The 23,205-nt window shown below is 70.9% G+C and carries 22 protein-coding genes; 9 read left to right on the plus strand and 13 right to left on the minus strand.

The window, feature by feature from the left end:
• Nucleotides 1–71: 71 nt before the first annotated feature.
• The 6 genes from purH to htpX all read right to left on the minus strand — a co-directional run bounded on the left by purH (nt 72) and on the right by htpX (nt 7,739).
• Nucleotides 72–1,676 (minus strand): bifunctional phosphoribosylaminoimidazolecarboxamide formyltransferase/IMP cyclohydrolase, encoded by a 1,605-nt coding sequence (purH, locus tag GBZ26_RS11540; protein WP_174438965.1) that lies wholly within the window; start codon nt 1,674–1,676, stop codon nt 72–74.
• A 202-nt stretch (nt 1,677–1,878) separates the two neighbouring features.
• Nucleotides 1,879–3,510 carry a heparinase II/III family protein gene (locus GBZ26_RS11545; RefSeq protein ID WP_174438966.1) on the minus strand — a complete coding sequence of 544 codons (1,632 nt, stop codon included), beginning with the start codon at nt 3,508–3,510 and terminating at the stop codon, nt 1,879–1,881.
• Nucleotides 3,511–3,658: 148 nt separating this feature from the next.
• Entirely contained in the window at nt 3,659–4,975 is a 1,317-nt protein-coding gene (locus GBZ26_RS11550; RefSeq protein ID WP_174438967.1) for an RsmB/NOP family class I SAM-dependent RNA methyltransferase, read from the minus strand.
• 73 nt (nt 4,976–5,048) lie between these two features.
• The gene (locus GBZ26_RS11555; RefSeq protein ID WP_174438968.1) at nt 5,049–5,813 is read right to left on the minus strand and encodes a hypothetical protein; all 765 of its coding nucleotides are present in this window, start codon (nt 5,811–5,813) and stop codon (nt 5,049–5,051) included.
• An 8-nt stretch (nt 5,814–5,821) separates the two neighbouring features.
• Complete coding sequence (locus GBZ26_RS11560; RefSeq protein WP_174438969.1) at nt 5,822–6,754, minus strand: exopolyphosphatase; 933 nt, start codon at nt 6,752–6,754, stop codon at nt 5,822–5,824.
• 94 nt (nt 6,755–6,848) lie between these two features.
• Entirely contained in the window at nt 6,849–7,739 is an 891-nt protein-coding gene (gene htpX / locus GBZ26_RS11565; RefSeq protein ID WP_174438970.1) for a zinc metalloprotease HtpX, read from the minus strand.
• 168 nt (nt 7,740–7,907) lie between these two features.
• Here htpX and GBZ26_RS11570 point away from each other — a divergent pair, with 168 nt between their 5' ends.
• The 3 genes from GBZ26_RS11570 (at nt 7,908) to GBZ26_RS11580 (ending at nt 9,202) form a co-directional block, all read left to right on the plus strand.
• Nucleotides 7,908–8,105, plus strand: coding sequence for a DUF1674 domain-containing protein (locus GBZ26_RS11570; RefSeq protein WP_174438971.1), 198 nt, complete (start codon nt 7,908–7,910; stop codon nt 8,103–8,105).
• 162 nt (nt 8,106–8,267) lie between these two features.
• Nucleotides 8,268–8,765: a thermonuclease family protein gene (locus tag GBZ26_RS11575; RefSeq protein WP_174438972.1), complete on the plus strand. Its 498-nt coding sequence runs from the start codon at nt 8,268–8,270 to the stop codon at nt 8,763–8,765.
• Nucleotides 8,766–8,845: 80 nt separating this feature from the next.
• Nucleotides 8,846–9,202, plus strand: a complete 357-nt coding sequence (locus GBZ26_RS11580) for a hypothetical protein (protein ID WP_174438973.1) — start codon at nt 8,846–8,848, stop codon at nt 9,200–9,202.
• Between the two features lie 85 nt (nt 9,203–9,287).
• On the opposite strand, the gene acs is transcribed toward GBZ26_RS11580, so the two are convergent.
• Nucleotides 9,288–11,228 (minus strand): acetate--CoA ligase, encoded by a 1,941-nt coding sequence (gene acs / locus GBZ26_RS11585; RefSeq protein ID WP_174438974.1) that lies wholly within the window; start codon nt 11,226–11,228, stop codon nt 9,288–9,290.
• A gap of 311 nt (nt 11,229–11,539) precedes the next feature.
• Here acs and GBZ26_RS11590 point away from each other — a divergent pair, with 311 nt between their 5' ends.
• Nucleotides 11,540–11,875 (plus strand): hypothetical protein, encoded by a 336-nt coding sequence (locus GBZ26_RS11590; protein WP_174438975.1) that lies wholly within the window; start codon nt 11,540–11,542, stop codon nt 11,873–11,875.
• A 39-nt stretch (nt 11,876–11,914) separates the two neighbouring features.
• Here GBZ26_RS11590 and GBZ26_RS11595 read toward each other — a convergent pair whose 3' ends face one another.
• The 5 genes from GBZ26_RS11595 to tsaD form a co-directional block, all read right to left on the minus strand.
• Nucleotides 11,915–12,328: an EVE domain-containing protein gene (locus GBZ26_RS11595; RefSeq protein WP_174438976.1), complete on the minus strand. Its 414-nt coding sequence runs from the start codon at nt 12,326–12,328 to the stop codon at nt 11,915–11,917.
• A 16-nt stretch (nt 12,329–12,344) separates the two neighbouring features.
• Nucleotides 12,345–12,629 carry a YciI family protein gene (locus GBZ26_RS11600; protein ID WP_119510076.1) on the minus strand — a complete coding sequence of 95 codons (285 nt, stop codon included), beginning with the start codon at nt 12,627–12,629 and terminating at the stop codon, nt 12,345–12,347.
• Between the two features lie 354 nt (nt 12,630–12,983).
• A complete protein-coding gene (locus GBZ26_RS11605; protein WP_174438977.1) occupies nt 12,984–13,994 on the minus strand; it encodes an NAD(P)H-dependent glycerol-3-phosphate dehydrogenase in 1,011 nt (336 codons plus the stop codon).
• An 83-nt stretch (nt 13,995–14,077) separates the two neighbouring features.
• Entirely contained in the window at nt 14,078–14,545 is a 468-nt protein-coding gene (locus tag GBZ26_RS11610) for a GNAT family N-acetyltransferase (RefSeq protein WP_174438978.1), read from the minus strand.
• 13 nt (nt 14,546–14,558) lie between these two features.
• Entirely contained in the window at nt 14,559–15,632 is a 1,074-nt protein-coding gene (tsaD, locus tag GBZ26_RS11615; protein WP_174438979.1) for a tRNA (adenosine(37)-N6)-threonylcarbamoyltransferase complex transferase subunit TsaD, read from the minus strand.
• Between the two features lie 75 nt (nt 15,633–15,707).
• Between tsaD and GBZ26_RS11620 the strand changes: the two genes are divergently transcribed.
• The 5 genes from GBZ26_RS11620 to GBZ26_RS11640 all read left to right on the plus strand — a co-directional run bounded on the left by GBZ26_RS11620 (nt 15,708) and on the right by GBZ26_RS11640 (nt 21,672).
• Nucleotides 15,708–16,544 (plus strand): class I SAM-dependent methyltransferase, encoded by an 837-nt coding sequence (locus GBZ26_RS11620; RefSeq protein ID WP_174438980.1) that lies wholly within the window; start codon nt 15,708–15,710, stop codon nt 16,542–16,544.
• Nucleotides 16,545–16,631: 87 nt separating this feature from the next.
• Complete coding sequence (gene hemC, locus GBZ26_RS11625) at nt 16,632–17,558, plus strand: hydroxymethylbilane synthase (RefSeq protein WP_174438981.1); 927 nt, start codon at nt 16,632–16,634, stop codon at nt 17,556–17,558.
• Nucleotides 17,559–17,570: 12 nt separating this feature from the next.
• Complete coding sequence (locus GBZ26_RS11630) at nt 17,571–18,326, plus strand: uroporphyrinogen-III synthase (protein ID WP_174438982.1); 756 nt, start codon at nt 17,571–17,573, stop codon at nt 18,324–18,326.
• Between the two features lie 62 nt (nt 18,327–18,388).
• Complete coding sequence (locus tag GBZ26_RS11635; RefSeq protein WP_174438983.1) at nt 18,389–20,266, plus strand: mitofilin family membrane protein; 1,878 nt, start codon at nt 18,389–18,391, stop codon at nt 20,264–20,266.
• Nucleotides 20,263–21,672: a heme biosynthesis protein HemY gene (locus GBZ26_RS11640; RefSeq protein ID WP_174438984.1), complete on the plus strand. Its 1,410-nt coding sequence runs from the start codon at nt 20,263–20,265 to the stop codon at nt 21,670–21,672. Before GBZ26_RS11635 ends, GBZ26_RS11640 begins: the two co-directional genes overlap by 4 nt.
• Before the next feature lie 85 nt (nt 21,673–21,757).
• On the opposite strand, the gene GBZ26_RS11645 is transcribed toward GBZ26_RS11640, so the two are convergent.
• Complete coding sequence (locus GBZ26_RS11645; protein WP_246653660.1) at nt 21,758–22,996, minus strand: pentapeptide repeat-containing protein; 1,239 nt, start codon at nt 22,994–22,996, stop codon at nt 21,758–21,760.
• Nucleotides 22,997–23,205 lie beyond the last annotated feature (209 nt).

The following is a 23,205-nucleotide window of genomic DNA, read 5'->3' on the forward strand; positions in this document are numbered from 1 at the left end:
GGAGAATGGTCCCCTCCCCTGCGAAGCGGGGGAGGGTTAGGGAGGGGGCAAACGCTCGCGGACGCGGATGCTCAGTGCCGGAAGTGGCGCATCCCCGTCAGCACCATCGCCAGACCCTTCTCATCGGCGGCGGCGATGACGTCGTTGTCGCGGATCGAGCCGCCGGGCTGGATCACCGCCGTCACGCCGGCCTCCGCCGCGGCCAGCAGTCCGTCCGCGAAGGGGAAGAAGGCGTCCGAGGCGACCACCGACCCCTTGGCCAGCGGCTCGCTCAGGCCGGCGGCCTTGGCGGCCTCCGCCGACTTGATGGCGGCGATGCGCGCCGAGTCGACGCGGCTCATCTGGCCGGCGCCGACGCCCACCGTGGCGCCGTTCCTGGCATAGACGATGGCGTTCGACTTCACATGCTTGGCGACGCGGAAGGCGAAGAGCAGGTCGGCCAGCTCCTGCTCGGTCGGGGCGCGCTTGGTCACCACCTTCAGGTCATCAAGGGTGATGCGGCCGTTGTCGCGGTTCTGCAGCAGGAAGCCGCCGGACAGCTGCTTCACCATCATCCCCGGCTCGGCCGGGTTCGGCACGTCCTTGGTCAGCAGGACGCGCAGGTTCTTCTTGGTGGCGAGCAGGGCGCGGGCCGCGTCGTCGGCGTCCGGGGCGATCACCACCTCGGCGAACAGCTTGGCGATCTCCTCCGCCGTGGCGGCGTCCAGCGGGCGGTTGACGGCGATGATGCCGCCGAAGGCGCTGACCGGGTCGCACAGCAGGGCCTGCTTGTAGGCGTCGAGCAGGTTCGCCCCTTCGGCCACGCCGCAGGGGTTGGCGTGCTTGATGATGGCGACGGCCGGGCGCTCGAACTCGGCGACCAGCTCGAAGGCGGCGTCGGTGTCGTTCAGGTTGTTGTAGGACAGCTCCTTGCCCTGGAGCTGGATCGCCGTCGCCACTCCGGGACGCTGCTCGCCGGTGACGTAGAAGGCCGCCTGCTGGTGCGGGTTCTCGCCGTAGCGCAGGGTCTGGCTGAGCTTGCCCGACAGGGTGGTGCGCGGCGGGAAGGTCTCGCCGAGCTGGCCGGCCAGCCAGGAGGAGATGGCCGCGTCGTAGGACGCCGTGCGGGCGTAGGCGCGCTGGGCCAGGGTGCGGCGGAGCGTCAGCGTGACGGCGCCGTCATGGGTCGCCAGCTCGTCCAGAACCGCCTCGTAATCCTCGGGGTCGGTGACGACGGTGACGAAGTCGTGGTTCTTGGCCGCGGCGCGGATCATCGCCGGGCCGCCGATGTCGATGTTCTCCACGCAGTTGGCGTAGTCGGCGCCCTTCGACACCGTCGCCTCGAACGGGTAGAGGTTCACCACCACGAGGTCGATCGGCGGGATGTCGTGGGTGGTCATCGCCTCGGCGTGGATGTCGCGGCGGGCCAGGATGCCGCCGTGCACGCGCGGGTGCAGCGTCTTGACGCGCCCGTCCATGATCTCCGGGAAGCCGGTGTGGTCGGAGACCTCCTTCACCGGGATGCCGGCCTCGGCCAGCCGCTGGGCGGAACCGCCGGTGGACAGGATCTCCACGCCCTTGGCCGCCAGCGCCTGGCCGAGCGCGACGAGGCCCGTCTTGTCGGACACGGAGATCAGCGCGCGCGTGATGCGGACGAGATCGGGGGCGGGCGAGTGGGCGACGTTCGGCGGGCTCATCGGGGCATCCTGGCTGTCATGGAACCGGCTGCGGCGGACCGGGCATGGGAAGACGGGACCCGGAAAGACGGAAAAGCGAAACACCCCGCTTCGTTACCCCCACCCGGGCGGGGATCACGGTCGCAGGGCGAACACTCCACAGACTCTCGAAACAGGCACCGATCCGTATTCCCACGGCCTGTCCGCCGCGGATGCGCGCGGTTTACCCCCCCTTGCGCTCGCGGCGCAAGGCCCATTTCACCGTCTTGATGGCGGGGCCGGTATGTCCGGAGACGGCGATCTGGGTGGTCCGCCGCGGCTCGTCGCCGCTGCCCAGATAGATGCTCTCCTCCAGTTCCAGCGTGCCACCCGAGGCGCGCAGCCGCCAGGCGGCGCCGCTCGGCAGCTTCAACTGCACCTGCCCGCCCTGGACGAGGCTCGCCTGGACCGCGGGGTGCAGGTGGAAGCGGATGGTGAAGGGCCGCGGCTCCGGCGTGGCGCCGATCACCGGCTCCAGCATGTCCTCGCCGCGCAGGTCCTCGCCGTTCTCCGCCAGATAGACGCGGCGGCGGTGCAGATAGCCGAAGTTGCGGCTGTAGCCGTTGTGGGTGGCGACGACCAGCACCGCCCCGTCGTTCTCCTGCCGCTCGCAGCCGACATGGGAGGGACGGCGGCCCAGCCCGCCCGCCTCGATCACCTCCGACGAGTTGGTCTCGGCCAGCACGACGGTGGAATGGGCGGCGGTGCCGGCCAGCGCGGCGCGCCAGGGGCCGGTCTTCACCGGATGGGCGCCGCAATTGACGATCAGCCGCTCCTTGCCGACCGACATCTCCAGCGACAGCGTGCCGGCGTGGGCGGTGGCGTCCAGCCCGGTGACCGGCGGCACGCCGGTGTCCATCAGCACCATGGTGCGCCCGGCGATCAGCCGCTCGAAGCCGGTGTGCGGCGCGCTCTTCAGCGGGCGCCCGCGGGCGTCGGCCTGGGCCAGCACCGTGTCGACCAGCGCCGCGTCCTCCTCCCGCCCGCCGTTGAACAGGGCGAGGCCACCGTCGCCGTGGCGGAAGAAGCGCAGGGCCGGGGTCATGCGGTCGATGGCGTGCTGCAGCGCCTCCGGCACGTCGGCGCGGGCGGTGCGCAGGACCGACCGCATGTCGATCAGGTCGCGCAGGATGCGCAGCTGCACCGAGGGGCAGCGCTCGATATGGCCGCCGTCCGGCAGGATCTGGCGCGGCAGCTCGCGCTCCAGAAGCTTCAACGCGTCCTGTCCGACGCGCTCATGCTCCGGCAGGCAGAAGCCGCCATAGACGAGGCCCTTGGCCGCGGTGACCAGCGCCTTGCCGTCCAGCGCGCCGGGCACCACGCGGGTCAGATGCTTGACCTGCCGGGCGAGGCTGTCGAACACCGCGGCGCGGAACTCGTCGTCGGCGGAGGCGCAGTAGAAGTCGTGCAGGCCGATCCAGGCGGCGATGCGGGCGCCCAGCACCTCCGGCGCCCAGGTCTGGGCGTTCCAGCTCCCATTGTGGTCCAGCCAGGACAGCACCAGCGAACGGGCACGCCGTCGCGCCGTGTCGCCGCCGACCGCCCGCAGGTCGCGCAGCCAGTCGAAGCCGTGCAGGGCGTCCTGCCAGACGGCGCTGCCGGCCCGCCAGTTCGGCGCGCCGTGGGCGTCGGCCGCCACGGCCTGCCCGCCGAAGCGGAAGACGCCGGCCAGAATCGCCGAACCTTCCCCGGCGTCGCCCGGCCAGGGGTCCGGCGGCACGGCGGACAGGGCGGTCGGCGCGCGGCCGCCCAGCGTCAGCTTGTAGATCGGGTTGCCAAAGGCGATCTGCGCGACGCCGTCCCGCAAGCGGCCCATTTTCCCACGCCCGGCGCTCATCGGCTCACCCCGTCACACGGCAGGGGGAGGCGATGGCCGGCGCTTCGCTGAAGGCATTCGGGCGATCGGGGGGATGCATCCTGTTGTCGTATCAAATTCGCCTCGACCCCCGCAAGCCGGTGGTGCCCTAATCGTGCAACCGTCGCAGCCGTGCCACGAAGAACCCGTCGATGCCGCCGAGGTCCCCGAGCATGCCCGGCAGGGATCGTACCTCACCGCGCTCGTTGATCAACTCGGCCAAATTGCCATCCCCCGCATGCCCGCCGCCCAGATCTCCCGGTGTGATCGGCAGGCGCTCGACGCGGGGGTCGCGGGCCAGGATGCGGTCGATCTGCGCCTCGCCCTCTTCCGGCTGGATGGAACAGGTGCAGTAGATCAGCGTCCCGCCGGGTTTCACCAGATCGACGGCGTGGGCCAGCAGGCGGCTCTGCGCCTTGGCCAGCTTGGCGATGTCCTCCGGCGTCTTGACGCGCAGGATGTCGGGGTGGCGGCGGATCGCCCCGGTGGCCGAGCAGGGGGCGTCGAGCAGCACCGCGTCGGCGGGCTCCTCCGGGGTCCAGGTGGCGGCGTCGGTCGCCAGCACCTCCGCCGACAGGTTGAGGCGGGCCAGATTGTCCCGCACCCGCTCCAGCCGCTTGGCGGAGCGGTCGACCGCCGTCACCTGCGCGCCCTGCGCGACGAGCTGCGCGGTCTTGCCGCCGGGCGCCGCGCACAGGTCGTAGACGCGCTTGCCCGCCAGATCGCCGAACAGCTTGGCCGGCAGCGAGGCGGCGAGGTCCTGCACCCACCAGGCGCCCTCGGCGAAGCCCGGCAGCTCCGTCAGGTTGCCGCCGGCGGCGCGGCGCAGCGTGCCGGTGGGCAGCAGCCGGGCCTCCAGCCGCTCGGCCCAGGCCGCGGGATCAGTCTTGACGGTGATGTCCAGCGGCGCCTCGTGCAGGTGCGCCTCGACGATGCCGCGGGTGCGGCCGATGCCGTAGGCCTGCCGCCAGGCCAGCCACAGCCAGTCCGGCGTGTTCAGGCGCCCGGCGTCCTGCTGGGCGGCCAGCTCCGTCCCCTCGCGGCCGATGCGGCGCAGGACGGCGTTGATCAGGCCCTTGTAGGGTTCGGCCCCCTTGGCCGCGGCCAGCTCCACCGCCGTGTCGACGGCGGCGTGGGCGGGCGTGCCGAGGAAGACGAGCTGGGCCGCGCCCAGCCGCAGGATGTCGTGCACGGTGGCCTTGGGCAGGCCCGGCTTGGCAAGGCTGCCCTGGATCAGCGCGTCGATCTGGCCGAGCCGGCGCAGCACGGTGGCGGTCAGCAGCCGCACGAAGCCGCGGTCGCGCGGGTCGAGCCCGCGCAACTCCGGATGCGCGTCGAACGCATCGTCGAAGGGAATGGACTTGCGCAGCACATCGCGCAGAAGGTCGAGCGCGGCGGAGCGCGCGGCGAGGGAGGCGTCGGACATGCCGCTGGATGTAGCGCGCCGGACGGCGGGTGTCGAGTAGCCGCAGCGCGGGGCCGAACGGATTCCGGCCCCCTCAGCGGGCGAGCGCACCGCGCCGTCCGCCTTCGTGGTCGGGATAGGGGCCGACGTCCTCGACGAAGAAACAGGCGACGCCCCGCACCTCGCCCCGGCGCAGGATGAAGCGATTGCCGTTGCCGGCCTTCATCGCCCACAGCGCCGTCCCCTCCAGCCCTGCCCCCGCCAGCGCCGTCAGCTCCAGCTCCGGCGGCACCGGGTCCTCGCCCAGCCGCTTGAGGAAACGGTCGGCGCGCACGCGGTCGTCCGGGGGCAGGCTGCGCGCGGCGCGGGCGTCGTAGCGGTCGCTCTTGACGTAGCGGGTCCCCGTGCCCTGGATGGGGCTGGACGGCCCCCCGGGGTCGGCGGCGGCGCGCTCCAGCATCAGCGCCCAGCGGGCGTCCCGCGCCATCGCCAGGGCGCGGCGGTGGACGGCGCGGCAATGCTCGGCCAGCTCGTGGAAGCGGGGCATCAGGTCGCGCTTGCGGAAGCCGACCTCCATCATGACGCGCTCCACCGCCCCGTCCGCCGCGGCGCCGGACGCCGGAATGCCGCGCGTCTCCAGCGCCAGCAGGGCGTCGATGCGCCGGTCGCGGTCGGCGGCCGCGCTGGAAGCCGGAAGTCCGCCCTGGGTCAGCGTTCGCCCAAGTTGCTCAAGCGCCGCCTCGGCGCGGCGTTCGGCCTCGGCGAGGCACAGAAGCACGTCGTCCCGGCTGGCGGCGGCGGACACGCCCAGCCACCCCGCGTCGAACAGCGGGGTCTTGTCGAGAAACAGGTCCGGCACGATTCCCGTCAGCCGTCGGCGCGCATGCGTCCGACAATCTCCTCCAGCACCGTTTCGGCCTTGTCGTTGTCCACCTGGCAGGTGCCCGCCGCCTCGTGCCCGCCGCCGCCGTATTCCAGCATCAGCGGGCCGATGTTGGTCCTGGAGCTGCGGTTGATGATCGACTTGCCGCAGGCCAGCACCGTGTTCTGCTGCTTCAGACCCCACAGGACGTGGATCGACACGTTGGATTCCGGGTACATCGCGTAGATCATGAAGCGGTTGCCGGCGTAGATGGTCTCCTCGCGCCGCAGGTCGATGACCACGACGTTGCCGCGGATCGTGCTGCAGCGGGCGAGCTGGTCGGAGAACTTCGCCTCATGCTCGGTGTAGAGGTCCACCCGCTCCTTCACGTCGGGCAGGGCGAGGATCTCGTCGATGCCGTGATTCCGGCAGCAGTCGATCAGCTCCATCATGAGCTGGTAGTTGGAGATCCGGAAGTCGCGGAAGCGGCCGAGGCCGGTGCGCGCGTCCATGATGAAGTTCAGCAGGGTCCAGCCCTGCGGCTTCAGGATGTCCTCGATGCCGTACTGGGCGGAGTCGGCCTGATCGACCGCGGCCATCATCGCGTCGGAGATGGTCGGGAAACGCTCCTTGCCGCCGTAGTAATTGTAGACGACGCGGGCCGCGGAGGGGGCGTCGGCCTCAATGATGTGGTTGTCGCGCTTGCCGACGCGGATCGTCTCCGACAGGTGATGGTCGAAGGCGAGATGGACGCCGGGCACATAGGGCAGGTTGGTGGTGATGTCGCGGTCGGATATCTCGACCTTGCCGTCCTGCATGTCCTTGGGATGCACGAACTTGATCTCGTCGAGGATGCCCAGCTCCTTCAGGAGCACGGCGCATACCAGCCCGTCGAAGTCGGACCGGGTGACGAGGCGGTATTTCGTGACGTCGGACATGCGGTGTTCCCCCCTGAGCGCCCCACAATCGGCAAGCGGTGGGAAGGTAGACGTACGTCTTTCGGCGTGCAACCGCGAACCGATCCGTCTCCGCTCACCCCCAGGGGCTGCGCGGCATGTAGGAGGGACCGGCCATGCCGCGCAGGCGGCGCACCCGCTCCTCCATGTTCGGGTGGGTGGAGAACAGGCTGTCGAGGCTGCGCCCGTGCAGCGGGTTGGCGATGAAGAGATGCGCCGTGGCCGGGTTGGACTCCGCCGCGTAATTGGGGATCTGGTGGGCGTAATTGTGGATGCGGGTCAGCGCGTCGGCCAGCCACAGCGGGCGCCCGCAGATCTCCGCGCCGATGCGGTCGGCCTCGTACTCGCGGGTGCGGCTGATCGCCATCTGGACGATCATCGCGGCGAAGGGGGCCAGGACAGCGATCAGGATGCCGCCGATCAGCCCCAGCGGGTTGCCGCCCTGCCCGTTCTGGCTGTTGCTCTGCGACGCGCCGAAGAACATGCCGAAGTTGGCGAGCATGGAGATGGCGCCCGCGATGGTCGCGGTGATCGTCATGATCAACGTGTCGCGGTTCTTCACATGGGCCAGTTCATGGGCCATGACGCCGGCGATCTCCTCCGGGCTCAGCAGGCGCAGCAGGCCGGTGGTGGCGGCGACCGCGGCGTTCTCCGGGTTGCGTCCGGTGGCGAAGGCGTTGGGCTGGTCGTTCTCCATGATGTAGACGCGCGGCATCGGCAGGCCGGCGCGCTCGGCCAGCTGCTGGACGATGCCGTAATATTCGGGGGCGGTGTAGGCATCGACCTCCCGCGCGCCGTACATGGACAGCACCATGTCGCCGGAATTCCAGTAGCTGAACAGGTTCATGCCCAGCGCCATGAAGAAGGCGATCATCATGCCGCCCTTGCCGCCGATCAGATAGCCGATGCCCATGAACAGGGCGGTCAGGCCGGCGAGGAGGATGGTGGTCTTCACATAACTGGTCATGGCGGTGTTCTCTTGGCGGTGTTCCGGGCGATCTTCTGGACGGTTTCACTGTTGGTTGGACAGGATGGCCCCGGCGGGGCTTTCCGCCGGGCCTGTCTGGTGATATGGGCTTGGCGGAAGGCATCGTTCAAGATGGCCCAGCACCGCACCCGACCCCAGAGGACGGCCATGACCGAGACGAAGACCACTGGCACGGCACCGCAGGACGCCACAAAGCCCGACGCCGCGAAGCCCGACGCCGAAACGGCCTCCGAAACCGGCGCCAAGGGACCCGAGCAGATGCCCGGCGAAATCGGCGGTCCGCAGGGACCGGAGCCGACCCGCTTCGGCGATTGGGAGTTCAAGGGCCGCTGCTCGGACTTCTGAGCCGGCACCGCTAGGACCAATTGCCTGAACACCCCTGCCCTGAAATTGAATACATAAGCAATCAGGATAGAATACCTAGGTTGTGCTTGATGCGTTCTGGTTCGCGCGCTACTCTGTGACCGGTTCGCCGTTTCGCGAACCGGTGCCCGGAGAGGTCGCGCCATGGGATCGCCCAAGTCCATCACCCCATGCCCGCGCCGCACCGCCGGGCAGTGGCTGGCGCTTCTCTCCACCCTGCTGGCCACCCTGCTGGCCGGCACCGTCCAGGCCGCTCCGCCCGCCCTGCCCGGCCCGATCCCGGCGGAGGTGCTGGAGGTCCTGGACGGCGACACGCTGCTGGTGCGCGCCACCATCTGGCTGGGTCAGGTGGTCGAGACCCATGTCCGGGTGGACGGGCTGGACGCGCCGGAGATGCGCGCCCGCTGCCCCCGTGAGCGGGAATTGGCTGAGACCGCCCGCAACCACGCGCGCCGCTTGATCGGGACCGCTCCGGTGCGGCTGCTCGACATCCAGCCCGACAAGTACGGCGGGCGGGTGCGCGCCCGCGTGCTGACGATCGGGGGCGGCGACCTGTCGGCCGCGCTGATCGAGGCGGGGCTCGCCCGCCCCTATCACGGCGAACGGCGCCAGCCCTGGTGCGACGGGACGGGCATGGGCTAACCCGGTTCCACCAACGGATGAATCGGGAACCCGCCGTCTCGCACCGCTGTTGCCCCTCCCACCAAGGAGGAGAGCGAACCATGACGACCCAGGCCTCGTCTTACGTCCCCGGCGCCATCGCCTTGCTGGCCGCCAGCCTCGCCCTGTCCGGAGCCGCCGTGGCGCAGGACGCCAAGACGATGGAGGGCGGACTCGGCGCCGCACCGCCGTCCCAGGGCGAAGCCTGGATGGAATCGACCGGCACCCAGGACCCGACTCTGGGCGAGCGCCGCACCGAGAAGCAGAAGAACGCGGCGGAGACCCGTGCGCAGGGCCGTATCGGCGCCGTCCCCGACGCGGCGAGCGGCGAGTCCGGCCTGAAGCCAGGCACCGCCGAGTCCGTGAAGAATCAATCCGGCAGCGGCGCCTCCGGCGGACCGGACTCCACGCCCAAATAACGGCCCCAAAACGAAACCGGGGGCCGTGAAGGCCCCCGGTCCGCAGACAAACCCCGTTGAAGACAAACTCCGATGAACGCCGCGGTCAGGCGTTGTTCATGCGGTTTTCGATCAGGTCGGTCACGACGGTCGGATCGGCCAGCGTCGAGGTGTCGCCCAGGCTGTCGTGCTCGTTCGCGGCGATCTTGCGCAGGATGCGGCGCATGATCTTGCCCGAACGGGTCTTCGGCAGGCCCGGCGACCACTGGATCAGGTCCGGCGAGGCGATCGGGCCGATCTCCTTGCGGACCCAGGCCACCAGCTCCTTGCGCAGCTCCTCCGACGGGGTCTCCCCGGCGTTGAGCGTGACGTAGGCGTAGATGCCCTGGCCCTTGAGGTCGTGCGGGTAGCCGACGACGGCGGCCTCGGCGACCTTCGGGTGGGCGACCAGCGCGCTTTCCACTTCCGCCGTGCCCATGCGGTGGCCCGACACGTTGATCACGTCGTCCACGCGGCCGGTGATCCAGTAGTAGCCGTCCGCGTCGCGGCGGCAGCCGTCACCGGTGAAGTAGTAGCCCGCGAAGGTCGAGAAGTAGGTCTGGACGAAGCGCTCGTGGTCACCGAACACCGTGCGCATCTGGCCCGGCCAGCTGTCGGCGATGCAGAGGTTGCCTTCCGTCTCGCCTTCCAGCTCCTTGCCGTCGTTGTCCACGACGACCGGCTTGACGCCGAAGAAGGGCTTGGTCGCCGAACCCGGCTTCTGCCCGATGGCGCCCGGCAGCGGGGTGATCAGGATGCCGCCGGTCTCGGTCTGCCACCACGTGTCCACGATCGGGCAACGGCCCTCGCCGACCACGTTGTAGTACCACAGCCAAGCTTCCGGGTTGATCGGCTCGCCCACCGAACCCAGGATGCGCAGCGAGGAGCGGGAGGTCTTCTTCACCGGAGCCTCACCCTCGCGCATCAGCGAACGGATGGCGGTCGGGGCGGTGTAGAAGATGTTGACCTTGTGCTTGTCCACCACCTGCCAGAAGCGGGAGATGTCCGGATAGGTCGGCACGCCTTCGAACATCAGCGTGGTCGCGCCGTTGGCCAGCGGGCCGTAGACGATGTAGCTGTGGCCGGTGACCCAGCCCACGTCGGCCGTGCACCAGTAGACCTCGCCGTCCTTGTAGTCGAAGACGTACTGGTGGGTCATCGACGCGTAGACGAGATAGCCGCCGGTGGTGTGCAGCACGCCCTTCGGCTTGCCGGTCGAGCCCGAGGTGTAGAGGATGAACAGCGGGTCCTCCGCGCTCATCTCCTCCGGCGGGCAGTCGGCGGAGACCGACGCGATCTCCTCGTGGTACCAGAGGTCGCGGCCCTCGGTCCAGGCGACGTTGCCGCCGGTGTGCTTGACGACCAGCACGTGCTTGACGCTCGGCGCCGCGGCGACGGCCTTGTCGGCGTTCGCCTTCAGCGGAACCTTGCGACCGCCGCGCAGACCCTCGTCGGAGGTGATGACGAAGTGGCTGTCGCAGTCGACGATGCGGTCCTTCAGGCTGTCCGGCGAGAAGCCGCCGAACACGATGGAGTGGATGGCGCCGACGCGCGCGCAGGCCAGCATGGCGTAGGCGGCTTCGGGGATCATCGGCAGGTAGATGGTGACGCGGTCGCCCTTCTTGACGCCGTTCTTCTTCAGGACGTTGGCGAGGCGGCAGACCTGCTCGTGCAGTTCCTTGTAGGTGATGTGCTTGGAAACGCCCGGATCGTCGCCTTCGAAGATGATGGCGGTCTGGTCGCCGCGCGTCGCCAGATGGCGGTCGACGCAGTTGGCGGAGACGTTCAGCGTGCCGTCGTAGAACCACTTGATGTGGACGTCGCCGGTGTAGCTGACGTCCTTCACCTTGCTGTAGGGCTTGATCCAGTCGATGCGCTTGCCCTGCTCACCCCAGAAGGCTTCCGGATCGTTGATCGATTGCTCGTACAGGCGGGCGTAGGCGGCTTCGTCCACGTAAGCGGTCTTGGCGATTTCCGGCTTAACAGGAAAAAACGAATTGTCGGACATTGGCTCGCGATTCCCCCGTAGTGCTTCTGGTTACGCCCTGAAGGGCTGTTGGGGAGCGGCTTCCGGCCGCTCCTGTTGCGGGACATTATCCACACAAGTTCCCGTCTCTACAAGCAGAACGGCTGATTGTCCGCCCTCTCCATCGGGGCTTTCCGCTCCACTTTGTTGCAGCGCACCGCTCATTCTTTTGAATTCACCGGCATCCGCGGCGACAGGACCGCGCGACTATTTGTCGCGCATAGCACGAAAGCATGAGAACGTCCTTCGGGCGGCTGCTTAACCCGGTCTTAACCGCCGCATCGTTAGCGTGCATGCTGTTCACCCAACAGCAGGGCACCGGCATGGCCAGCACGACCAACGCGGACGGCACCACCGGAGACGGCACGACTGGCGGCAGCGCCGGACAGGGCATGGAACTGGCCGGGCGCCTGTCGGAGATGGGCAGCCGCACCAGCCTGATGGTGATCGACGCCGCCCTGCGCACGGCGTCTCTGGCCGAACTGGATGCGTCCGGCTCGGCCGCTCTCGCGCCATTCGGGGAGGACGCGGGTTTCGCCGGAGCCGCCGCGGAGATGCAGGCGCTGGCCCGCCGGATGCTTCAGGCCACGCAGGATTTCCAGGCGGCCATCTGCGAACCGGCGGAATAGCCGCCGCAGACGCCCGCCCTCAGCAGGTCCGAAGAACCGTCACGCCTCGATCCCGGCCAGCGCGCAGACATGCGCCCATTCGGCGTCCGACACCGGACAGACCGACAGGCGCGACTGCTTGACCAGGGCCATGCCCTGAAGCAGCGGGTCGGCCTTCATCGTCTTCAGCGTGACCGGCGTCCTCACGGGCAGCAGCGCCCGCACGTCGACCATGCCGAAGCGGCCCGCCTCGTCGCTCGGGTCCGGGTAGTATTCCCGCGCGATCTCGACGACGCCGACCACCTCCAGCCCCTCGTTCGAGTGGTAGAAGAAGGCGCGGTCGCCGATCTTCATGGCCTTCAGGTTGTTCGACGCCTGATGGTTGCGCACGCCATCCCAATGGGTGGTGCCGTCGGCGACCATGCGGTCCCACGAATATTTGAAGGGCTCCGACTTCAGAAGCCAGCGGGCCATCGCCGTCCGCCCCCGCTCAGGACTTCGGGTAGACCCGGCGCCACGCCCGGATCTCCACGCTCTCGAACAGCCCGGCCTGGGCGTAGGGGTCGTTGGCGGCGAACGCCTTGGCGTCGGCCTCGTCGGCGCACTCCACGATCAGCAGGCTGCCGGCCATGCCCTGGCCGTCGTCGGACAGCAGCGGGCCGGCGGCGAACAGACGGTCGGCGTGCGCCTCCAGATAGGCCAGATGGGCGGGGCGGTTGTCGGCCCGCACCTGGGCGGCGCCGGCCTTGTCGGTGCAATGGAACATGTACAGCATGGGGAACCCCTTCCGTTCGGTCGGGCGGGAGCCTAGCGCAGCCGCGACCGCCGCGGAAGGTGCCGCGACGCGCCGCCTTCCGCAAACGGTGATGCCTCAGCGGTGCAGCCAGAGGAAGGGCGCGCGCAGCGGCGGCGGACGCCCGGGACGCGCGGGACCGGTGTTGCGGCGGTTTCGCTCAGGCGCCGCGCTGTTTTCGCCCGTCCCCGCTCCGTCGGGCGGCGATCGTCCGCCCGGCAGCCAGCAGGGTGAGCGGGTGCGGCGGGGCGAACATGGAACGGACTCCGATTGTGAGGGCGCGAAGCCTCGCACAACCCATCCGATCCTGCAACCATTCCGAAGACGGTCGCGCCCTCAGCGCCCCTCTTCGCGGAACGGCCGCGACAGCAACCCGTCGATCGTCGCGTCCAGCCCGGCGCCGCGGTTCAGGATGGCGTCCACGGCCGCGCACAACGGCATGTCCACGCCCTTCCTCCCGGCCAGCCCGACCACCGCAGCGGCGGTGTAGACGCCCTCGGCGACGGAACGGCGCTCCGCCAGCACCTCGGCCAGCGTCCGGCCGGCGCCCAGGGCGGCGCCCAGCGACATGTTGCGCGATTGCAGGCTGGAGCAGGTCAGCGTCAGGTCGCCCAGCCCCGACAGCCCCATCAGCGTCTCCGGCCGCCCGCCGAGCGCCAGGGCCAGCCGGGTGATCTCCGCCAGCCCGCGGGTGATCAGCGCCGCCCGCGCGTTGTCGCCCAGCTTGCGGCCTTCCACCACGCCGCAGGCGATGGCCAGCACGTTCTTCACCGCCCCGCCGATCTGCGAGCCGACCACGTCGTCGGACAGGTAGGGGCGGAAGGTGCGGCTGCCCAGCGCCTCGACCAGCCGGGCGCCCAGCGCGGCGTCGGCGCAGGCCAGCGTCACCGCGGTCGGCAGGCCGCGCGCCACCTCCGCCGCGAAGGTCGGGCCGGACAGCACGGCCAGCGGGGTCCCCGCCGGCAGCGCGGCGGCGGCCGCCTCGCTCATCAGGGCGTGGCTGTCCAGCTCGATCCCCTTGGCGCAGATGACCAGCGGGGTGCCCGGCCGCAGATGCACGGCGAGGCTGGCGCAGGCGCTGCGCAGATGCTGGGCCGGAGTGACGAGCAGGATGGCGTCGCAGGCGGCAACCTCGGCCAGATCGCCGGTCGCGCGCAATTCGGCGGGCAGGGTCACGCCCGGCAGATAGTCGCGGTTCTCGTGCGCGGTGTTGACCGACTCGACCACCGCCGGCTCGCGCGCCCACAGCAGGGCCTCCCGCCCGGCGCGCAGGGCGGCCAGAGCCAGCGCCGTGCCCCAGGCCCCGCCGCCGATCACGCCGATGCGCCGGAAGTCCGTTGCCGCCATGGATGCCCCCTGTTTTTAAAATTTGGCCTGAAGGATTTGGCCGCCTGTTTAGGCGGAGCGTCCCCGGTCCGCAACCCGGACGGTCACGCCTCCGGCGTCAGCAGAAGCTTCATCCCGACATGGCTCGCCCGAAAGCCCAGCCGCTCGTAGAAGCGGTGGGCGTCGGTGCGCCGGGTCTGGCTGGTCAGTTGCACCATCACGCAACCCTCGGCGCGGGCCAGCGCGATGGCGTGCCGCATCATGGCGCTGCCGATGCCCTGGCCGCGCAGAGCGCCGTCCACCTTCACCGCCTCCACCGTCGCCCGCGCGGCACCCCGGCGGGCCAGCCCGTGGGTGACGGTGAACTGGAAGCAGCCGACGATCCGCCCGTCCTGTTCCGCCAGCACGATGGAATTGCCCGGCTGGGCCGCCATGCGGTCGAAGGCGTCCCAATAGACCGGGTCCAGCGGCTCGGCATAGACGTCGCCGCCGGTGGACAGGGCGTCGTCGGCGGTCAGCCGGACGATCTCCGGCACGTCCTCACGGACGGCGGTGCGGAAGGTCAGCGCCATGCCGCGCTCTCCCTCATGCCTTCATGCCGGAGCCCACCCCGGCCTTGCCGATAGCGGGCTTCGCGGTCGGATCGAGCGGCCAGCGCGGGCGCGGCGCGAAGTCCAGCGGGTCGGTCTGGCCCAGCCGCAAGCGCTCGATCCCCGCCCAGGCGATCATCGCCGCGTTGTCGGTGCACAGCCGCAGCGGCGGCGCCACGAAGGGCATGCCCTCGCGGTCGGCCAGCTTCTGCAGGCGGGCGCGCAGCGTCTTGTTGGCCGCCACGCCGCCGGCCACCACCAGGGCGCCGCCCTGCGGGTGCATCTCCTTGAACCGGCGCATGGCGCGGGCGCAGCGGTCGGCCATCACCTCGGCCACCGTGGTCTGGAAGGCGGCGGCGAGGTCGGCCTGGTCCTCGCCCGAGAGGGGCGTTCCCAGCTCCTCGACATGGCGCCGCACCGCGGTCTTCAGACCGGAGAAGGAGAAGTCGCAGCCGGGGCGCCCGACCATCGGGCGCGGCAGGTCGAAGCGGCCCGGATTCGTCGCCAGCGCCGCCGCCTTCTCCAGCAGCGGCCCGCCGGGATAGCCGAGGCCGAGCAGCTTGGCCGTCTTGTCGAACGCCTCCCCCACCGCGTCGTCGATGGTGGTGCCGAGCCGCCGGTACTGGCCCACCCCCTCGACCACCAGAAGCTGGCAATGCCCGCCGGACACCAGCAGCAGCAGGTAGGGAAAGGGCACGTCGTCGGTCAGCCGGGCGGTCAGCGCGTGGCCTTCCAGATGGTTCACCGCGACGAAGGGCAGCCCGCGCGCCGCGGCGATGGCCTTGGCTGTCATAACCCCGACGATCACCCCGCCGATCAGCCCCGGCCCGCCGGTCGCCGCCACGGCGTCGATGTCGGCGAAGCCCAGCCCGGACTCCGCCATGGCGCGGCGGATCAGCCCGTCCAGATGCTCCAGATGGGCGCGCGCGGCGATTTCCGGAACGACCCCGCCATAGGGCGTGTGGTCGTCCAGCTGCGACAGCACCACGTCGGCGCGGATCTCCCGCGCGTCGGTCACGATGGCCGCCGCCGTCTCGTCGCAGCTCGTTTCGATTCCAAGAACGATCATGATGGCTGTCAAACTAGCCGTCTCCACCGCTCTGGTATAGGGTCTTGACCCGGATTTCTCAGGGTTTCGCCCTCCATGAACAAAGACGTCCCCGACGACGACGCCAGCATCGTCTATTACGACGGCGACTACCCATCGCTGGAGATCGGGGAGGCGCGGGCGGAGCACGCCGCGACGCTGGCCCGGCTCGGCATGCTGGGCGACGTGCCCTTCTACAAGGAACGCGCGGCGGAGACCGGCGGCCCGGTTCTGGAGATCGGCTGCGGCACCGGACGCCTGACCATCCCGCTGGCCCGCGCCGGTCACGAGGTGTGGGCGGTCGACGTCTCCGCCGCCATGCTCGACCAGCTCCGCGCCAAGCTGGCGCGCGAGGCGCCGGAGGTGCAGGCCCGCGTCCATCCGGTGCGGCAGGACGCCACGATGCTCGATCTGCCCGTGCGGGATTTCCAGCTCGCCGCCATTCCCTTCAACGTGCTGATGCTGATCCCGGAAATGGCCGCGGAGCGCCGCGCGCTGGCCGCCGCCGCCGCTCATCTGGCGCCGGGCGGCACGCTGGCGCTGGACGTGATGAACCCGCTGACGCTGCCGATGGACGCCGAGACGAGGCCCAGCCCGTCGGAGCCGCGGCGCAGCCCGCGCAACGGCAACAGCTACATCCGCAACACGATGGCCTCCCGCCTGGACGAGGGGCAGTGCCAGCGCATCCACGGCTGGTACGACGAGCTGTTGCCGGACGGCAAGATCGCGGTGACCGAATACAGCTTCACCTGGCGGATGATCTTCCGTTACGAGCTGGAGCTGATGCTGGAGAGCGCCGGCTTCGCGATCGAACGGCTGGCCGGCGATTTCGAGGACGCCGCCTGGACGGTGGACAGCCGCCGCATGGTCGTCACGGCGCGGCGCGCACCGTGAAGCACGCGGCGGCGTGCTTCACCAAAGAGTAGCGTGCCCGTCACCAGGGCTTGCAAACCGCGGCGGATCGCCTAGAACACTGGCCTCATGACCCAACCGCTCCGCATCGGCACGCGCGGCAGCCCGCTGGCGCTGGCGCAGGCCCACGAGACCCGCGACCGGCTGATCGCGGCGCACCCGCATCTGGCCGCCCCCGGCGCCATCGAGATCGTCGTCTTCAAGACGACCGGCGACCGCATCCTGGACCGCACGCTGGCCGAGGCCGGCGGCAAGGGCCTGTTCACCAAGGAACTGGAGGACGCGCTGCTCGACGGCCGCGCCGACCTCGCCGTCCATTCCATGAAGGACGTGCCGACCTGGATGCCGGACGGGCTGGAGATTTCCACGCTCCTGCCGCGCGAGGACACGCGCGACGCCTTCTTCTCGCGCGGCGGCCACACGGTGGACACGCTGCCCGCCGGCTCCGTCGTCGGCACCGCCGGCTTGCGCCGTCAGGCCCAGATCCTGGAGCGGCGGCCCGACCTGACCGTCGTGCCCTTCCGCGGCAACGTGCAGAGCCGCCTCGCCAAGCTGGACGCCGGGGAGGTCGACGCCACCCTTCTGGCGCTCGCGGGGCTGCGCCGTCTCGGCCTGACCGACCGCATCACCGCCGTGCTGGAGCATGAGGAGATGCTGCCCGCCGTCGCCCAGGGCGCCATCGGCATCGAGATCCGCAGCGCCGACGAGGCCACCCGCGCCCTGCTCGCCCCGCTGAACTGCGCCGCCACCACGGCCCGCGTGACGGCGGAGCGCGCGCTGCTCGCCATGCTCGACGGCTCCTGCCGCACCCCCATCGCCGGGCTGGCCACCCTGGACGGCGACCGGCTTCACCTGAAGGCCAAGGTGCTGTCCAACGACGGACGGCAGGTCTTCCGGGCGGAGCGCAGCGGCAGCGCAAGCGATGCTGCCGCCATCGGCGCCGACGCCGGGGCGGAGATCAAGGCGGTCCTGCCGCCCGACTTCTTCAAGAGCTGACGGCGGCCGGCGATGGCGGCCCCTCACATCCTGGTCACCCGTCCGGCGGAGGATTCCGAGCCTCTGGCGGCCCGTCTGCGCGCGCTGGGCTTCATCGTGTCGGCGGAGCCGATGCTGGAGATCCGCTGGCTGGACGGGCCGGAGCCGGACGTTGGGAACGTACAGGCCCTCCTCTTCACCAGCGCAAACGGCGTACGGGGCTACACCAGACGTACGAACCGTCTCGACCGTCCGGTCTATGCGGTCGGCGACGCCACCGCCGCCGCCGCCCGCGCGGCCGGTTTCAGGCAGGTGGAAAGCGCGTCCGGCGACGTGTACGCGCTGGCCGAACTGGTGCGCCGCCGCTGCACCGCAACGGCGGGTCCGCTACTTCATGTCGCAGGAACCAAGCTCGCCGGCGACCTGTCGGCCATGCTGGGCTCGTCCGGATTTTCCATCCTGCGGGAAACGCTGTACGACGCCGTTCCGAGCGCGCGGCTGTCGGACGGCACGGCGGCGCTGTTGCGTACGGGAACACTGGACGCCGTGTTGTTTTTCTCTCCCCGTACCGCCCGTTCGTTTGTTAGGCTTGTCGCCGAGGCCGGGCTCATCGACCGCTGTCGTACAGTGGACGCGCTCTGCCTCAGCCCCGCGGTCGCGGAGGCTGCCCGCGCGTACGGTGAGCTGGGAGTGACACCGTGGCAGAACGTACGGGTGGCGCCACGGCCGGAGCAGGACTCTCTGCTCGGCCTGCTGCCGGACCCGTCCGGCGGCACGGGCCGGGCTTGAGCGCATCCGCTTGGGGGCTTGTGTGGCGTTCGTTGAGAACAACTGCGACCAGAAGGCACCCAATGACCTCTCGCCCAGGCTCCGAACACGAGGCTGACCCGAACGGCCACACGCCGTCCGACCAGAACCAGACGCCCGACCAGAACCAGCAGTCCGACCAGAATCAGGTGTCGGGCGGCCCCGCCGTCGAACGCATCATCGAACGCTTCGGCGGCATCCGCCCGATGGCCCACAAGCTGGACATCCCGGTCACCACGGTGCAGGGCTGGAAGAAGCGCGGCGCCATCCCGCTGGCCCGCCATGCCGACCTCCGCGCCTCCGCCGCCAAGCACCGCATCAAGCTGAGCGAAGCCGACCTGGAAGCCGCCACGCCGAGCGAGGACCGCAACGCTCCCGACGCCGCCGGCTCGGTGATGCCGCTGCTGCCGCCGGACGCCGCCGTCAGTCCGCCGGCCGTCTCCCTCCCCGGGAGCGCCGAGCCGTTCAAGACCGAATTCACCAAGGTTGAGTCCGGCAAGGCCGAGGACACCCTGCCGGGCGCCGACACGCTGCCGGGTGGTGGCCCGGTGCCGGCCACGGACCTGCCGCCCTCCACCCTGCCGCCCGCCGCGGACACTCTTCCGGGTGCCGTCGACACGCTGCCGGGCGGCGACGTGAAGGCCGAGACGATCAAGGGCGAGGAGATCCGCTCCGAAGGGAGCAAGGAAGAGGCCAAGGCCGATCCCTTCAAGGCCGCCGCCTTCACGTCGGGCGAGGTCAAGAGCGATACGCCGCCCCCGGTGGAGCCCCCCGCTTCCGCCTACACCGCCTCCTCCTACGAGCCGCCGCGCTATGAGGCGCCGCGCGAGGAGCGCAAGTCGGGCGCCGGCTTCGCCACCGCCGTGTCGCTGATCGCCCTTCTGGTCGGCGCCGCCGCCCTGTCGCAGCCCTGGTGGGGGCCGCGCGTCCCCGGCTGGCCCACCGCCGGCGGGACTGCCGCCGGTCCGGCCGCCACGGCGCCCGCGCCGCAGCCCGACCCGGCCCTGCGCAACCAGATCCAGCAGCTGTCCGAACGTCTTGCCAAGCTGGAGCAGCGCCCCGCCGCCCCGGCCGAGGGCAACGCAGCCGCGGCCGGCATCGACCAGCAGACTCTGGACAACGCCGTCGGCCAGCTCACCGCCCGCATCCAGCAGCTCGAGGAGCGTCCGCAGGCCGCCGCCTCCGCCGCCCCGGCCGAGCCCGACCCGCGCGTCGCCCAGCTGACCGAGCAGCTCGGACAGGTCCAGCAACGCGTCGACTCGGTGGGCAACGAGGTCCAGGCCGCCGGGCAGATCCGCCAGGAGGTGGACGCGCTGAAGCAGGAGCTGGCCGCCGTCAACCAGGCGGTGGAGACCCGTCGCGACGCCGCCACCGCTGCCCAGACGCTGGTGCTTGCCGCCGGGCAGCTCCGCTCCGCGCTGGCCGCCGGGCAGCCGTTCCAGCAGGAACTCCAGGCCGTCCGCGCCGTGGCGTCGGGCGACGCCCAGGTGACGCAGCCGCTGGAGGCCGTGGCCGGCTACGCCGCCAAGGGCGTGCCGACGCAGCCGCAGCTCACCGACCGCTTCTCGGCCATGGCCTCCGACATCGTGCGCGCCGACAACCAGGGCGAGGGCAACGACTGGGTGGAGCAGGTCACCGGCAAGATCGCCACGCTGGTCACCGTGCGCCGCTCGGGCGGCGACGCGGTCGGCGACGGCGCCTCGGCGGTGGTCGCCCGCGCCGAAGCCGCCCTGCAGGCCGGCAACCTCGGCGGCGCGGTCAAGGAGCTGGCCGCCCTGAAGGGTCCGGCGGCGCAGGTCGCCGCCCCGTGGATCGCCGACGCCAAGGCGCGTCTGGCCGCCAACGAGGCCGGGCAGCAGCTCACCAACCGCGCCATCGGCCTGCTGTCGCAGTCCGCCGGTGTCAAGGGAGCGGCCCAATGACACGCGCCATCTGGTTCATCATCAAGGTCGCCATCGTCGTCGCGATCGCGGTCTGGCTGGCCAACCACCCCGGAACCCTCGCCATCAACTGGCAGGGCTACGTCGTCGAGACCGGCATCGGCATCGCCATCCTGATCGGCGTCGCCGCCCTGGCGGCGGGCATCGTCCTCTACCGGCTGGCCCGCGCCGTCCTCGGCGCGCCGCGCAACTTCGGCCGCTACCGCCGGTCGCGCCGGCGCGAGCGGGGTTATCAGGCGCTGACCCGCGGCATGGTCGCCGTCGCCGCCGGCGACGCGACGACCGCCCGCAAGATGGCGCGCAAGGCCGACGGGCTGCTGAACGAGCCGCCGCTGACCATGCTGCTGTCGGCCCAGGCCGCCCAGCTCCAGGGCGACGACCGCGCGGCGAAGGAATACTTCACCGCCATGCTCGACCGGCCGGAGACCGCCTTCCTCGGCCTGCGCGGCCTGCTGACGCAGTCGCTGAAGGCCGGCGACCGGGTGGAGGCGCTGCAACTCGCCCGCCGCGCCCAGTCGCTCCAGCCCAACACGCCCTGGCTGCTCGGCACGCTGTACGACCTGGAAGCCCGCTCGGGCGAATGGGCGGCGGCGGAAGGCACGCTGCAGCAGGCCGTCCAGGCCGGCGCCATCAACCCCGACGACGGCCGCCGCCACCGCGCCACCCTGCTTCTGGAGCGCAGCTTCGAGGCGGAGCGCCGCGGCCGATCCGACTCGGCGCTCTCGCACGCCCAGGCGGCGCACGACCTGCTGTCCGGCTTCGTCCCGGCGGCGGCCCGCGCGGCCCGGCTGCAAATGGCCATCGGCAAGCACAGGAACGCTGCCAAGACCATCGAGCGCTGCTGGCGCGTCAACCCGCACCCGGACCTGACCTCGGCCTACCGCGAGGTGGTCTCCAGCTACGACCCGATGACCCGGGTGAAGATGTTCGAGAAGCTGCGCAACCACGCCCCCAACGACGTCGAGTCGCTGCTCGCCGTGGCCCGCGCCTCCCTCGACGCACAGCTGTGGGGCGAGGCCCGCGCCCATCTGACCAAGGCGCTGGAGATGCGGCCGTCCCGCCGCGTCTTCCAGCTCCTGGCCGAGCTGGAGCGGGCGGAGCGGCAGGACGAGGAGGCGGCGCGCGCCTGGCTGGCCCAGGCGGCGAACGCCCCGGCGGACGCGGCCTGGACCTGCACCGCCTGCAACGCGGTCAGCCCGAGCTGGGGCGGCCTGTGCGGCCATTGCGGCGCCTTCGACAGCCTGGAATGGAAGACCCCGACCGTCAGCATGTCGCTGATGAGCCCGGAGTCGGCCCCGACTGCCATCTCCCACCACGCGACGGAGCCGGTCACCGGCCAGCCGGGCGTCGCGCCCGGCGGCCAGATCGCCACCCAGGGAGCGACCTAGACCCACGTCGCTGGCATCAAGAAAAAAGCCCCTTCCCGGTCCGCCGGGGAGGGGCTTTTTCTTTGCGGTGAAACGGTCCCGAACCCTACGCGCTGCCCAGCCGGGCGCCGTCCAGGATGGCCTCGTCGAAGATGGCGCTGCTGCGGTCGCAGCCGGTCAGATCGGCCAGCGTCAGGTCGCAACCCTTCATGTTCGTCGCGCTGAGCGAGGCGCCGGCCATGCGGGCGCGCACCAGCGAAGCGCGCATCACCTTCGCCCCGGCGCTGATCAGCAGCATCCCCAGGTTGGCCCCGTCCAGGCAGCCGTCGATGAGGATCGCGCGGTCCAGCTTCGCGCCGCGCAGATCGGCGCCGCGCAGATCGGCGGAGCGCAGATCGGCGCCGTCGAACTGGGCCGCCTGGAGCTGCGCGCCGTTCAGCCGGGCGTGGCGCAGCCGCACGCCGGAGCCTTTGGCGAGCGTCAGCACCTTGCCCGACAGGTCCGCCCCGTCGAGGTTCAGGCCGGTCAGGTCGAGCTGGCGCCCCTTCTGGCCGCTGGTGCCGAGCCACAGCAGGTGCTGGTGCAGCAGGACCTCGATGTCCGCCGCGGGGATCGCCGGATGGCTGGGCTCCGCCACCGGGTCCTCGTCCGCTTCCGGGATGGGCTGGGGTGTCTGGGCCGCCACCGCCGCCTCCTCGTCGGTGCGGATGGAGGTGACGAGGTCCAGTTCCGACACCTTGGCGCCGTCCAGCTTGGCCCCGCGCAGGTCGGCGCCGTTCAGGTCGGCCCCCTGGAGGTCGGCGCCGGAGAAGTTGCAGTCGCGCAGGTCGGTGCGCTGGAGCCGCGCCCCCGACAGGCGGGAATTGGTGAAGTCCGCCGCCCGCGCGAAGCTGCCCGACAATTTGGCCCGCGCCATGTCGGCGTTGGTCAGCTTGGCCGAGGCCATGTCCGCCGGTCCCGGCTCGAACCCGACCACCTTCAGCTCGCCGGACGCGCTGCGGTTGGCGACGCTGCCGTCGCGCAGGTCGACCTCCACCATCACCGCGCCGTCCAGGATGGCGCCGCGCACGTTGGCGCCGCGCATGTCGGTGCGGTAGAGCCGCGCTTCCGACAGGTCGGCGCCGCGCAGGTCCGCGCCGTAGAGATCGGCGTGGTCGAGGATGGTGCCGCGCATCCGCGCGTCGCGCAGGATGGCGCCGGACAGATGCGCGCCGGTCAGGTTGCGGCCCGACAGGTCGAGCCCGGTCAGGTCGAAGAAGGGCAGGTTGGCGCGGGCGCCGTTGGGCCGCCCCTCGGTGAAGCGGACATGGCGCTCGCACACCCGGTCCAGCTGCTCCTGGCTCAAGCGTATCCGGGACTTGTGGGAGCCGTCGTTCGCCATCGGCGCCTCAGGCGAACAGCGCGTCGATGTCGGCCTGCGAACTATCGCTGCCGCCGCCCGACGGTTCGTGCGCCGGGGCGTAGGGTCGCGAGTCCCGCTTTCCGCTGTCCCCTGTGCCCAGCTGACGCCGCCGGCGACGAGGCGAAAGAGGCTGTGGGTTGACAGGGCATCAG

Source organism: Azospirillum formosense (genome assembly GCF_013340925.1).
Lineage (GTDB): Bacteria > Pseudomonadota > Alphaproteobacteria > Azospirillales > Azospirillaceae > Azospirillum > Azospirillum formosense.

Coding starts and splice junctions, on each gene's coding strand:
- GBZ26_RS11570 (WP_174438971.1), top strand. CDS start 7,908: ATGACCGAGACGAAGACCACTGGCACGGCACCGCAGGACGCCACAAAG.
- tsaD (WP_174438979.1), bottom strand. CDS start 15,632: ATGATCGTTCTTGGAATCGAAACGAGCTGCGACGAGACGGCGGCGGCC.
- GBZ26_RS11635 (WP_174438983.1), top strand. CDS start 18,389: ATGACCTCTCGCCCAGGCTCCGAACACGAGGCTGACCCGAACGGCCAC.
- GBZ26_RS11595 (WP_174438976.1), bottom strand. CDS start 12,328: ATGGCCCGCTGGCTTCTGAAGTCGGAGCCCTTCAAATATTCGTGGGAC.
- GBZ26_RS11640 (WP_174438984.1), top strand. CDS start 20,263: ATGACACGCGCCATCTGGTTCATCATCAAGGTCGCCATCGTCGTCGCG.
- purH (WP_174438965.1), bottom strand. CDS start 1,676: ATGAGCCCGCCGAACGTCGCCCACTCGCCCGCCCCCGATCTCGTCCGC.
- GBZ26_RS11560 (WP_174438969.1), bottom strand. CDS start 6,754: ATGTCCGACGTCACGAAATACCGCCTCGTCACCCGGTCCGACTTCGAC.
- htpX (WP_174438970.1), bottom strand. CDS start 7,739: ATGACCAGTTATGTGAAGACCACCATCCTCCTCGCCGGCCTGACCGCC.
- hemC (WP_174438981.1), top strand. CDS start 16,632: ATGACCCAACCGCTCCGCATCGGCACGCGCGGCAGCCCGCTGGCGCTG.
- GBZ26_RS11550 (WP_174438967.1), bottom strand. CDS start 4,975: ATGTCCGACGCCTCCCTCGCCGCGCGCTCCGCCGCGCTCGACCTTCTG.
- acs (WP_174438974.1), bottom strand. CDS start 11,228: ATGTCCGACAATTCGTTTTTTCCTGTTAAGCCGGAAATCGCCAAGACC.
- GBZ26_RS11575 (WP_174438972.1), top strand. CDS start 8,268: ATGGGATCGCCCAAGTCCATCACCCCATGCCCGCGCCGCACCGCCGGG.
- GBZ26_RS11605 (WP_174438977.1), bottom strand. CDS start 13,994: ATGGCGGCAACGGACTTCCGGCGCATCGGCGTGATCGGCGGCGGGGCC.
- GBZ26_RS11630 (WP_174438982.1), top strand. CDS start 17,571: ATGGCGGCCCCTCACATCCTGGTCACCCGTCCGGCGGAGGATTCCGAG.
- GBZ26_RS11590 (WP_174438975.1), top strand. CDS start 11,540: ATGCTGTTCACCCAACAGCAGGGCACCGGCATGGCCAGCACGACCAAC.
- GBZ26_RS11610 (WP_174438978.1), bottom strand. CDS start 14,545: ATGGCGCTGACCTTCCGCACCGCCGTCCGTGAGGACGTGCCGGAGATC.
- GBZ26_RS11620 (WP_174438980.1), top strand. CDS start 15,708: ATGAACAAAGACGTCCCCGACGACGACGCCAGCATCGTCTATTACGAC.
- GBZ26_RS11600 (WP_119510076.1), bottom strand. CDS start 12,629: ATGCTGTACATGTTCCATTGCACCGACAAGGCCGGCGCCGCCCAGGTG.
- GBZ26_RS11545 (WP_174438966.1), bottom strand. CDS start 3,510: ATGGGCCGCTTGCGGGACGGCGTCGCGCAGATCGCCTTTGGCAACCCG.
- GBZ26_RS11580 (WP_174438973.1), top strand. CDS start 8,846: ATGACGACCCAGGCCTCGTCTTACGTCCCCGGCGCCATCGCCTTGCTG.